Genomic DNA, 13,569 nt, shown 5'->3' with positions numbered 1-13,569 from the left:
ATGAACGGTCACTACCCGACGCGTGCGGCCTTCTGGTCCATTGCCAACCGTGTGTCCTACCTGCTCGATCTCACGGGACCGAGCCTCGCCGTGGATACGGCGTGTTCGTCTTCGCTGACCGCGATCCATCTTGCGGTGGAGGCCTTGCGCGCGCGGCGTTGCGACACCGCCATCGCCGGTGGGGTCAATGTGGTTGCGCATCCCCGACACCTCGAAACGCTCGCTGATCTGGGCATGTTGTCGCCGACCGGACGGGCGCGCCCCTTTGCGGAAATGGCGGACGGCATGGTCAGCGGCGAAGGCGTCGGGGCGGTGCTGCTCAAACCGCTGTCCCGGGCCATCGCTGATGGCGATGCGGTGCACGGGGTGATCCTCGGCACGGCGCTCAACAGCGGGGGACGCACCCGCAGCTATACCGCCCCCAGCCCCGCGGCGCATGCCAAGGTGATCGGTGCTGCGCTGTCCGATGCGGCGGTGTCGCCGGAAGCGGTCAGCTATGTCGAGGCGCATGGCACGGGAACGCCGCTTGGGGATCCCATCGAGATTGCAGGACTGGCGCGCGCCTTTGGCAAGGCGCCAAGCCTGACGGTGGGTTCGGTGAAATCCAATATCGGCCATTGCGAAAGCGCGGCGGGGATTGCCGGTTTGACCAAGGTCTTGCTGCAAATGCGTCATGAGACGATCGTGCCGGGGCTGCATCTGGACGCGGTCAACCCCGAAATCGACCTCGAGCACGGGCCGGTCTCTCTGGCGCGCAACGTGCAACGCTGGCCTCGCAGCGATGCAGGCGCGCGCCTTGCCGGTATCAGCTCCTTTGGCGCCGGTGGTGCCAATGCGCATGTCATCCTGTCCGACCCGCCGGCGCTTCCGGACGATCCTGTCGCGCCGATGGGGGCGGAACTCATCGTGCTGTCGGCCCGTGACGGGCGGGCGCTGCGCGACAGGGCAGCGGATCTGTGTGCTGCGCTGGAAAGCGATCCGCCATCCTTGCGCGCGCTGGCCTTTTGCCTGCAGACCGGTCGGGATCCCATGGCGTGCCGCCTCGCTTTTGTGGCCGAAACGCTGGCGGATGCGTGCGCACAGCTGCGCGTCCATGCGCGGGCAGAAGCCGAGGCGCCGCTGCCCGTGCAAGCATCCGGAGCCGATGCCGACATGCAGGCGATGATGCAGCGATGGGCCACCGCTCGGGACTGGCGGCGCGTCGCCGATCTCTGGTTGCGCGGGATCGATCCTGACTGGTCCGCGTTCTGGGCGGCGGACAAACCGCGCCGCGTGGCCTTGCCGGGCTATCCCTTCGCGCAGGACAGTTTCTGGTTGCGAGAAGACACGGCCGATGTGACCACCGAGGCGGCGCTGTCCGTGGACCGCGCCGATGCCCGCTCTGATTTCGAGGCATGGAGCAAACCGGCCCCGACTGCCGAGCGTGAGGCTGCGCCCGATGCACGCCCTGAGCCGTCGTCAGAGGATGGGCGGGAGACCGTGCAGGCGGTGCTCACGGCGGCGCTCTGCGAGACGCTCAAGCTGGAGCGCGCACAGATCGATCTCGATGCGCCGCTTGACGGCTACGGGCTCGACTCGGTGATGATCCTGCGGCTTTGTGATCGGCTCGCGCCGGTGTTCGGCACGCTCTCAGCCACGCTGTTCTACGAGCACCGCTCGCTGCGGGCGCTGGCGGCGCAGCTCGAAACGCTGCCCCGCCTGGATCTCGCGCCCCCCCACACCCCTCCGCCCTTTGCCGGGCCGCCTTCTGCCGCCCGCTCCGCCGTAGCGGCTGCGGCGTCCCGGACCGCTACGGACCGCGCCGTCGCACCCGCTCAAGCGGCGGCGCGTCGCGACGCCCCGTCGAAGGATATCGCGATCATCGGCGTGGCGGGGCGCTATCCGCAGGCCCCCGATCTTGATGCCCTTTGGGAGGTGTTGCGTCGCGGAGAGGATTGCGTCAGCGAGATCCCGTCCACGCGCTGGGATCATGCGCCCCATTACGCGCCCACGCGCACGCCGGGCAAGACCCGCAGCCGCTGGGGCGGGTTCCTCGATGATGTGGATGCTTTCGATGCGGGGTTCTTCGGGATTCTGCCCGCTGACGCGGAGCAGGCCGATCCGCAGGAACGGCTCTTTGTCGAAACCGTCTACCACGCGATGCAAAACGCAGGACACACGCCGCAATCCCTCCGCGAGATGGGGGATGTTGGGGTGTTTGCTGGCGTGATGTATGAGGAATATCAGCTTCTTGGCGTGGAAGAGACGCTGCGGGGCAACCCGGTCGCCCTGTCGGGAAGCCCTGCCTCCATCGCCAATCGGGTGTCCTGGCTCTTTGACTTTCGCGGCCCCAGCCTCGCTGTGGACAGCATGTGCTCTGCCTCGCTCTCGGCGCTGCATCTCGCCATGCGCGCAATCCGAAACGGGGACTGCACCACCGCGATTGCCGGTGGCGTCAATCTCACGCTGCATCCCAACAAATACCTGATGATGGGCCGCGGAGGCTTCGAGTCCACCACGGGGCGTTGCACCAGCTTTGGAGAGGGCGGGGATGGCTACGTGCCCTCCGAAGGGGTGGGCGCGGTGGTGCTCAAACCGTTGGATGCGGCGCGCGCCGATGGCGATGCGATCTGGGCCGTGCTCAAGGGGTCGGCCCTCAATCATGGCGGGCGCAGCAATGGATATACCGTGCCGGACCCTGCCGCACAGGCCGCCGTGATCAGCGCGGCATTGCGTGACGCGGCGGTGGATCCGGCGTCGCTGCGCTATGTCGAGGCGCATGGCACCGGCACGTCGCTGGGCGATCCGATCGAGATTGCCGGTCTTGCGCGGGCATTGGCGGGCAATCCGGGCTGTCACGTCGGCTCGATCAAGTCCAACCTCGGCCATTGCGAGAGCGCGGCGGGCATTGCCGGGCTGACCAAGGTGCTTTTGCAGATGAAGCGCGAGACCATCGTGCCAAGCCTGCATTCCGCCGTTCTCAATCCGCGCTTGAGTATCGAAGACACCCCGTTCGAGGTGCCGCAAGACTGCGTGGCGTGGCCCGCGCAGGGCACACCCCGCCGCGCCGGGATCAGTTCCTTTGGCGCCGGTGGGGCCAATGCCCATGTGGTGCTCGAAGACGCCCCCGCGCGCCTCGGGGCCGATCCGGCGCGCGAGCCCGTGCAGGAGCCGGAAGCGCTTGTTCTTTCCGCCGCGTCCCGGGACCAGCTCAGGACCATCGCGGGTGACCTTGCCGCCTGTCTTGAGGCGGGGACGGCCGCGCTTCGTGACATTGCGTTCACGCTGCGCGCCGGACGCGAGGCCCTGTCCGAACGCGCGGGCTTTGTGGCCCGCGACCGTGTCCATGCCGTCGACGGTTTGCGTGCCATCGCAGCGGGCCGTCCGGTGCCGGGAGAAGCGGACGGGTCAGTCCCGACGGAAGACACGCTCGGGGACGCCACGCGCCGGTGGTGCGCCGGAGAGGCGGTGGTCTGGCCCGCGCCGAGCGGCGCTGCCCCGCGCCGCGTCGCGCTCCCGCTCTACCCGTTTGCGCGGACGCGCTTCTGGGGTGTTCCCGCGGCGCCGGGTGGCGCACCAGAGGCGCCGGGCATGTCGCATGGGCTGGCGCTGTTTGATGTGGTCTGGCCTGTGACGGAGCGGCGTCGCGTGCACGACGCGCCGCGCAGCGCCGTGTTGACGGTGGGGGTGCCCGGCGATGGGGCAGGCGTTGAGGCCGACCATGTGCTGAGTGCTGTCCCTCCGCGCACGGCCGACGAGGCCGCAACGCTGCTCGGACGGCTGATCTTGCAGGTGCAGGCACTCTGGGCGGCGCCAAACCCGCCTGATCTGATCCAGCTTGTGCTCTCCGGTGGAGCCACGCCGGCTTGTCTTGCGGCGCTTGCCGGTGCGGCCGGGTCCATCGCACAAGACCTACCCCGGTGCCGCGTCCAGCTCATCGAAAGCGATGACGCCATCACTGGCGAAACCCTGAGAGCCGACGCGCAAAGCGACGACCGGATCATCCGGTATCGCGCCGGTCAACGCACCACACGGCGCATCGCGGCGCTCGATGTGCCCGGCTCTGAGGCTGTAGCCGCGCCGTTCTGGCCGGGCTCTGGCGTCGTCCTTGTCTCCGGTGGCGCCGGGGGTGTCGGACAGCGGCTGGCAGAGGCTGTTTTGCAGGCCGGGGCGCGGGTGGCGCTGCTTGGGCGCTCGACCGCGCCCAAGGGGCTCGACCGTCTGGCGGACCGCGTCGCCGGGCGCCTCGACTATCACGCCGTGGATGTGACGGATCACGACGCGCTCGCCCGCGTGGTTGCCGAGATCCGCAGGGCGCATGGTCCGATCACCGGCGTGATCCATGCCGCAGGCGTGCTGAACGACCAATCCGTGCTGCGCAAATCCCCCGCCGATGCGGCGCGCGTGCTGGGCGTCAAGATCGCCGGTCTCGAAGCCCTCGATGCGGTCACCGCCAAAGATCCGCTGACCCTGTTCCTGTGCACGTCTTCGCTGGCTGGACTGACCGGCAATGCCGGTCAACTCGATTACGCATTTGCCAATGGTTGGCTGGACGGCGCGATGACCGCCCGCGCGGCACAAGGGCGCGCAGGGCGTAGCCTGTCCGTCAATTGGCCTTTCTGGGCGGAGGGCGGCATGGCGCTTCCGGAGGGCGCAGGCCCCGCGATGTGGCGCGATTACGGGCTGGCTCCGATGCCCGCGGGCGCGGGGCTGGACGCGCTCGAGACCATCGCCGCCTCCGGTGGTGCGCAGGCCATCGTAGGGTTTGGCGACCCTCGGCGCATTGCGGAAACTCTCGATGGCGGGGCGGTCTCGGGGCCAATGCGCGATGCTGCACCGATGCCAGCCTCTTCGCGCGAAACGCGGGACAATCCCCGCGGTCAGCCCGTTACAGCACCGTTTGAGGCGGAGAAACAAAGTGCAGAGGCATCCGCGATCCGCGATGGGCTCCTCGATCTCGTGGCGCAGACGCTGCGTATCGATCCCGCCGAAGTGTCCGCAGAGCAGCCGATGGTGGATTACGGCTTCGACTCGATCTCCTTCACGGATCTGGCCGAGAAGTGCACCCGGCGCTTCGGAATCCCCGTCACGCCGGATATCTTCTTTTCTTTCGCCACGCTGGACGCGGTTGCCGATCACCTCGGCGCACAGGTGCCGCAGACACGCGCCGCCGCTCCCGATCCCGCATCAATTGCGGAGCCGTTTGCCGCCGCTCCCGATCCCGCATCAATTGCGGAGCCGTTTGCCGCCGCTCCCGATCCCGCATCAATTGCGGAGCCGCTTGCCGCCGCTCCCGTTCCCGCACCGATTGCCGAGCCGTTTGCCGCCCCTGCGATCGTAGCCGGATCCGCCGCGCCGTCAAACGATGGGCGCGTTGCGATTGTCGGGATGAGCGCGGCTTTTCCCGGCGCGCCCGATATCGACAGTTTCTGGGCCAACCTGCAGCGGGGCCGGGACGGAATTTCCGAGATCCCGCCCGATCGCTGGGATTGGCGCGCCATCGCGGGCGACCCCGGGACTGAGCCGGGCAAGACCAATGTGCGCTGGGGCGGCTTTCTTGACGACCTTGCGGGGTTTGACCCGATGTTCTTCGGGATCTCTCCCCGCGATGCAGAGCTGATGGACCCGCATCAGCGGCTGCTGATGACCCATGTCTGGAAGGCCATCGAGGCCTCCGGCCTGTCACCGGAGAGCCTTGCGGGGACAAACACCGCCGTCTATCTCGCCACCGCGGCCAGTGACTATGCGGCGCGCGCCGCGCAGGCCGGGATCGTGCTCGAGGAACGCACCGCCAATGGCATGGTCGGTTCCATTGCGCCGAACCGGATCAGCGCGCTGCTCGACCTGCACGGGCCTTCCGAGCCGGTCGAGACCGCCTGTTCAAGCAGTCTCGTCGCCTTGCACAAGGCTGTCGAGGCGATCCGCGCAGGCGCTCACGCGGCGATCATCGGCGCCGTGAACACGATCCTCACACCCAATGCGCATATCAGCTTTGCCCGCGCGGGCATGTTGTCGGAAAAAGGCCGGTGCATGGCTTTTTCCGATGGCGCAAGCGGCTATGTCCGGGCCGAGGCCACCGGCGCTCTGCTGCTGCGGCCGCTGGCCGCCGCGCAGGCCGACCGGCAGCCCGTGTTGGCGGTGATCCGGGGCTCGGCCATCAATCACGGCGGGCGCAGCGTGTCGCTCTTTGCGCCGAACGCCGTCTCTCAGGGCGCGGTCATTGCCGACGCCCTGCGCCAGTCGGGCGTCGATCCGGCAACGATCACCGCCATCGAGGCGCATGGCACCGGTACGCCGCTGGGCGATCCGGTGGAATTTGACGGGCTGTGCCGCGGCTTTGCGCAAGCCGCGGAGGGCCGCGTCCGGACCGTCGCGCCACATCGCTGCGCGCTGTCCTCGGTCAAGACGCATATCGGCCACACGGAAATGGCCGCTGGTCTGGCCGGTCTGGTCAAGACAGTGCTGCAGATGCGGCACGCCACCCTGATCGGAGACTTGCACCGCACGCGGGTCAACCCGCTCATCGAGACCGCGAACAGCCCCTTTGTCTTGATCGACAGCACCCGATCATGGCCGCGTCTGCACGATCTGCGGGGCAACGAGGTGCCGCGCCGCGCGGGGGTCAGCTCCTTTGGTTTCGGAGGCGTCAATGCCCACGTGGTGCTTGAGGAACCCCCCGTTGGGGGGCAAGATCCTGCCCGGCATCAGCCCGCGACGCCGGAGGCCGTCGTTGTTTCGGCGCTCTCTCGCGACCGGTTGCGCCAGAGTGTTGCCGATCTCGTCCATTGGCTCGATGGAGCGGAGGCGCGCAACGCCGCACTGCGTGACATTGCCCATACGCTTCAGACCGGACGCGCAGCGCGCCGTCACCGCCTTGCCGTTGTCGCGACGGATGTCGATGACCTGCGCCGCAAACTGGCGGATTGGCTGGCAGGCGATGACGCGTCGGTTTACGAGGCGAAAGCCGCGCGCCGCGATGCCCCCGCCGCCCCGACGCCGGGCGCGACCCCCGAGAGCCTCGCACGGGCCTGGTGCGCGGGCGCGGCGGTGGCATGGTTGGCATACCGGTCGGGACCCTTGCCACGGCGGCTTGCCATGCCGGGCAGCGCCATGCGCCTTGATCGCCATTGGGTCATTCCCGAAGTCGTCACAGCGCCCAGACCCGGACCAGATACCCACGCGCCTTCGGAGACAATGGCGCATGAGACCGGGCTCACGCTGCTGGGCACGCCTGTTCAGGAGGGGGGCACCACCGTCTATCCGGTCATCATCGATGCGGAGGTTTTCTTCGTGGCCGACCATATGCTGCAGGGCCAGCCCGTGCTGCCGGGTGCCGCACATCTTGAACTGGCGCGGGCGGCCATCGCGGCACAGGGCGGCGGTGACGGGCTTACCCTGCGCGCCGTGACATTCGAACGCCTGGTCGATCTGAAGGCCTTGGCGGCGGGATTGCGGGTGTGCCTGTCTCCCGCAGCGGAGGGTGTGGAATTCGCGATCGTTTCGGAGCAGCACGGCAAGCGGATCGTGCATGCGCGCGGCCAGGGTGTAAGGGGCGCGCCCGGCACGGCGGCTCCAGCCATGCCGATTGAGGCGCTCCGGGCGGAGGCAACCCAGAGCGTTGCACCCGAGCAGATCTACGCGCGGTTCGAAACGCTCGGGCTGGATTACGGTCCAACCCACAAGGCCATCACCGACGCGTCCGTCAGCCCGGATCTGGTGGTGGCGACGGTGCGCCAATCGGTGCCTGATGCGCGCCTTGGCCCGAATATGGCGCTGCCGCCAAACATCCTTGACGCGGCCTTGCAAAGCACGCTCGCCCTGAGCTTTGCCGACGGGGCGGGTCCGCTCAAACCGTCCGTTCCGGTGCGCATCGGGGCGGTCGACATCTTTGCGCCCGTCCCGCGGCAGGTCACGGTGATCGTGCGCGCCCGCGGGGCGGGCGGCGGGGCCGATGTGTTCCTGTGCGATGACGCGGGCCGTGTATGCGTGGCTCTCACGGGGTTTGTGACCGCGCCATTGCCCGGCTCTGCGCCGCGTGCCGCCGCTCATCCTGCCGCGCCCGCGCTCAGTGGCAGGCACCGATTTCCGTCGGAGCAGATCAATGCCGATCTCCGTCGCGCGCATGGCGTTGCGCTCTATCGTCCGGTCTGGTGCAGGGTGCCTCTCCGGGGGAGCGAGGCACCGTCTGGCGTCCATCGGCTGATTGACGCGACCGCCGCGGGGCTCTCCGGTCCGGCAAAAGCGGGCACCGATATCGCGCGCGCCGACCCCGGCGCTCTGGCAAGCGATCCCGCGCCGATGCTCTGCCTTGTGCGGGACATGTTGCGCGACGCGGTGCGCGAGGGCGGCCGCGCGCTCGGCGGGGTGCAAATCGTGACGGATGTGGACGACCCGGCCCTGACGCAGGCGCTTGGCGCTTTGATGCAAACGGTGCGTGCCGAATGGCCACAAACCCTCGCCCAATGCGTGGAAATCCCCTCCGGCATGGCCACACCGGATGCCGTGGCGCTTTTGAATGCCGCGCGCGCTCACCCCGATCTTTGTACGCTGCGCGCCGGGCAGGGCGGGCTTGAAACGGTCCGGTTTGACACGGTGCCAACGGCGGACGGGCAGTGTCCGTGGCATGAGGCTGGCGTCTACCTCATCACGGGCGGGGCGGGCGGTCTCGGTGCGCTTTTTGCGCGCGATATCGCGCAGCGCAGTCAAGGCGCGACACTCCTCCTCCTCGGGCGGGCGCAGCTCGGTGAGGGCCACCGGACACTTCTGGCGGAGCTTGAGGCGCTTGGCGCGCGGGCGCACTACGCCGCTTGCGACGTCTGTGACAAGGGCGCGCTCGACGCCACCATTGGCGGGCTCGCGGATCGGTTTGGCGTGCTCACCGGTGTTGTGCACGCGGCCGGCCTGACCGATGACGGGTTGCTGACCGCGCGCGGCGATAAGGCCATGCGTGCCGTGCTGGCCCCCAAGATTGCCGGCACGCGCGCGCTCGATGCCGCCACTGCCGCGATGCCCTTGAAGCTCTTTTTCTGCCTGTCATCCGTCGCCGCGCGGTTCGGCAATCCCGGGCAGGCCGACTATGCCTGCGCCAATGGCTGGATGGACGGGTTCGTCGCGCAACGGAACGCGTCGGCCGGGCGCCCCGGCCGCGCGCTCAGCATCAATTGGCCTTTCTGGGCGCAGGGTGGCATGCAGGTCGATGGGCCGACCTTGCGCATGCAGGAAACCCGGTTCGGGCTGAGCCCGTTGGCAACGGCGGACGGGTTCCATGCGCTGGACCGCGCCTGGGCCACTGGCGCCGCGCAGGTGGTCGTGCTCAAGGGAGCGCCGGATCGGCTTGCCCAATGGGTGCCGCAGGCGACAGACGCGTCGGGCACCGCGAGGGAACAGACGCAGAGCCTGATGCCCGAACCGAGCGAACAGCCAGAACCCGGCACCCGTCTCGATAGGCGCACCGTCACCGAGGCCTTGACCGCCATTGTCGCCGACCTCACCGCCGTTCCGCCCGAAGAGATCGATCCAGATGCCGATTTCGCCGAATACGGTCTCGATTCGATCAGCCTCGTGGAGTTTTCCACGCGCGTGCATGGCACGCTTGCCGTCGACCTCTCCCCGACCGTCTTTTTCGAATGTCCGACACTGGGCGCCCTGGCCGCACGGCTTTCCCCGGCCGTGACCCACGCCGCGGCGGGTGCGGTGGCGACTCCGATAGAAGCCGCAAGGCCGACGCCTTCGCGCCCGACCGCGGCGCCCGATTCCGATGCCGTAGCGGATGCGCTTTGCGGCATGATCGCGGATTTGCTGAAACTCTCACCCGATGACATCGACCCGACCGAAGAGCTGAGTGCGTTTGGTCTCGATTCCATCAGCTATACCGAGCTTGCCGGTGCCATCGCTCAGGCTTTCCGTGTCGATATCGCCGCCAGCGCCTTCTACGCCATGCCCACGATCTCCCAGATCGCCGAACACATAGCGCGGGCCGTAGCTGTTATCACGCCTCAAGAACCGCCAGCGGATTCCGGGGTCGGCGCCGGGTCCGAACCCCGGCGTTTCGCGCCCCATCCCTCCGCGCCTCATCCGTCAGCCTCCCAACCGTCAGCCACCCAACCGTCCGCGCCCGAGCCGTCCGCGCGGGCAGAGCGCCGGCCCGATCCGCAACTGTCGCGGGCCGCTGTCATGCCTGCGACGCAGCAGCGCCCTGCGCCAGACGGCTTTGCCATCATCGGGATGAGCGGGGCCTTTCCCGGCGCGCCGACGCTGGAGGCGTTCTGGGACAATCTGTGTTGCGGGCGCGATGCCATCACCCGGCCGCCGCCCGACCGCTGGGACTGGCAGGCGATCGACGGCGATCCGCGCGTGCAGCCCGGCCGCACCAATGTGCATTGGGGCGGGTTCATCGACGATCTCGATGCGTTTGATCCGGCCTTCTTCGGTCTTTCTCCCGGCGAGGCCGAGGTGATGGATCCGCAGCAACGCCTTCTCATGGTGCATGTCTGGTCCGTTCTCGAAGCAAGTGGCCACGCCCCCCGCAGCCTTGCGGGCAGCAAGACGGGCCTGTTTGTCGGACTGAGCGCCTCCTCCTACAGCGCCATGGTTGCGCGCGCCGGGCGCACCACCGATCCGCGCTGGGTGACCGGCAATGTCGCCTCCGTCGGCCCGAACCGTATCAGCCACATGCTCGATCTGCGTGGCCCGAGCGAACCGATCGAAACCGCCTGTTCCAGTTCTCTGGTTGCGCTGCATCGCGGATTGGAGTCGCTGCGCACGGGGGAAAGCGACCTCGTCATCGCAGGCGGGGTCAACGCCATGCCGGATGAAACCCTGCATGTGGCCTTTGCCGCTGCGGGCATGTTGTCCCGGGGCGGGCGTTGCCGCAGTTTTGCCGCCGGTGCCGATGGCTATGCGCGCGGCGAGGGGATCGGCCTCGTGGCGGTCAAGCGTCTGACCGACGCTCTGGCCGATGGCGATGACGTGCTCGCGGTGATCCGTGGCTCCGGGGTGCGGCATGCCGGACGTGCGGCCTCGCTCACCGCCCCCAACCCGGCCTCTCAATCCGCCCTGCTCAAGGAGGTCTTTGCGAAGGCCGGTGTCCGGGCCGAAACCATCACCTGCATCGAAGCGCATGGCACCGGCACCGCGCTGGGCGATCCGATCGAGATCGATGCCCTGAAGGACGCCTTTGGCATTCCGGCCGATGCCTCCAGTCGGAACCGCTGCGCCATCGGGGCGCTCAAATCGCATATCGGTCATCTGGAACTGGCGGCGGGGATCGCCGGCTTGATCAAGGTGGTGCTGCAGCTGCGCCATGCCACCCTGGCCGGCAATCTGCATTGCGACAGCGTGAACCCGCTTGTCCATCTCGAAGACTCGCCTTTCTTCCTCGTGCAAGAGACACAGCCCTGGTCCCAACCCACCGATGCGGATGGGAGTCCCATGCCACGCCTTGCGGGGGTCAGTTCCTTCGGCTTTGGCGGGGTCAACGCCCATGTGCTGGTCGAGGAGGCAAGCGCGCCTCCCGTCGCCCCCGCGCCGGTCGGCCCGGCGTTGATCATGCTCTCTGCCCGCACGCGCCAGCAGCGCGACGCGGCAATTGCCCGGCTGTGCGATTGGGCCGAGGAGCGGGCGGAGAGCGGCGACCACGGCTTGCTGCACCGCGTGGCCCATACGCTGCAGGTGGGGCGCGATGCCCATCCGTTCCGTGTTGGCTTTGTTGCGCAGGACTGGTGCGGTTTTCTCGACACGCTGCGCGCGCTGCGTGCCGGAAAGCAGGCGCACCGGGTCTCGTGGGGGGATCCCGTGGAGACGCGTGTCGCGCCTTGGCTCGACGCTGACGCGCTGGCCACCCTTGCGGCGGGGTGGATGCAGGACGGCGCGCTGGAGCGTCCGTTGGGGGCCTGGGTGTCGGGGCTGGACCTTGACTGGTCCGCTCTGTCCAAGACGGTTTATGGGCCAATGCCGCCCCGTCGCATCGCGCTGCCCACATATCCCTTCGCCAAGGAGCGCTACTGGGTCGCACGCGCAGCCGCGTCGGGTGCGCAGGGCACACCGCGCATGCGCTCCGGTTCGGACCAGACCGATCCCGAGCAGGCCCTTCTCCATGACACCGACCCGGATCAGACGGACACGGAGCGGAGGGCTCTTGATCGGACTGGCCTTGGTCCGACCGCCCCTGCGCAGACTGAAACAACGCCTGCCGACACGGGGCGCGCCGAGACCGAGCGCGCCTTGGCGGGGGCGTCGCCAACCCCGAGCGGGGCGCATGCGCAGCTCTTGAGCTCTTGCGACCGGACAGTGCATGACGTGATCGCCGATTTCCTCGCCGTTGCACCGGACACGCTCACACCGGATGCGGGCTTTGCCGAGATCGGCATCGACTCCATCGGGCTTCTGACAATTTCCAGTCGGATCGTGGCACTGCTTCCCGACAGGGGGCTTGAAGGGCGCGGGAATGCGATGCTCGAAGCGCCAACCGTCGCGGCGCTCTGTGCGGTTGTCTCGGAGAGCCCCGCGCCCGTCGCTGCGGGCGAGCCGGCCCCGGCCGCCCTGCGCAACCCGGTCTCCGACGCGCCGGACCCGGCTTCATCGCCGGGCAACGCTGCCGCGCCAAACCGGGGCCCCACGCAGGAACCCGAGCCGGAACGGGCGACCGTGCGGCTCGACATGTATGGCGCCTCGCTCAGGGCCGACCCGGCGGACCGCGTGATCACGCGGTTGCAGCTGACAACGCGGGATCCGCTCGCCGCGCGGGCAGAGCTTGTGGTGGATGAGACGCATCCTTTCTTCTTCGACCATCCGCTCGATCATGTCTCGGGCATGCATCTCTCCGAGGCGATGTGCCAGCTGACCAAGGCCCTGCATCTCTTTCGGCATCGCGAAGCGGCGCCGGAGGCGATCCACCTGACCAGCCTGCGGTTCAAGTTTCCGAATCTGTGCAGCTTGTCCGCACAGGCGCGGGTCGAAACGGGCCAGGTTCCGGGCGACCCCGAAAACGAATACCGCGCCCGCGTCGTCCAGGACGGGCGCGTGGTGGCGGAGGCGCGGCTCGTCTGCATGCTTGGCCCGTTTGTCGCCCCGCCGGTATCAGGCGACTGGCCTGCCGGGCGCAGGACAAACCGGCGTTGGGTCAACAAGACAAACCCCGCCAACGTGCTGCTGGCGGGGCTGCGGGCGCAGGAGGGTGGGCTGCTGGCGCGTCTGAGCCTGTCGGCCAAGGCACCGTTCTATGCCAATGGCCCGGGCAACGGTGTCGACGGGCTGGTGCTTGCCGAAGCCGTCCGCCAGCTCACCCGAGCGGCGCCAAGGCTGCTGCCGCTGGCACCGGAGACCGGCCCGCAGGCGCCTGCCATTGGCCTGCTCAAACAGATCGACCTCTCGCTTGATCGCGCGGTGTCGGACGCAGAACCGGTGCTCCTGCGCACCGAGCCTTGTCTGCCCGTCTCGCTGGGCGGGGCCACGATGCTGAACCTGCGCGGGGTGCTTGAACGGGCAGATACGGGCGCGCTGCTCGGCGCCTTCGCGAGCCGTGTCATCAGCGTAACCGAAACGCTCAAGGCGCATTGGGACGACCAGCGCCAGCCGAACCGAACGACTTAG

Annotated in this window: 1 protein-coding gene (running past one end of the window); it reads left to right on the top strand. The window is 68.5% G+C overall.

Features of this window, described 5'->3' with window-relative positions; translation table 11 throughout:
• Positions 1-13,569: the 3' portion of an SDR family NAD(P)-dependent oxidoreductase gene (locus tag J1C49_RS11690; RefSeq protein WP_227446008.1), read on the top strand. 10,074 nt of this gene lie to the left of the window's left edge; the window shows 13,569 of its 23,643 coding nt (coding positions 10,075-23,643); the start codon falls outside the window, past its left edge; the stop codon is at positions 13,567-13,569.

The sequence above is a fragment of the Cognatishimia sp. F0-27 genome (assembly GCF_020667845.1).
GTDB lineage: Bacteria > Pseudomonadota > Alphaproteobacteria > Rhodobacterales > Rhodobacteraceae > JAFMPQ01.
Note: the sequence above shows the minus strand (reverse complement) of the source record. Positions and strands in the feature narration are given on the sequence as shown.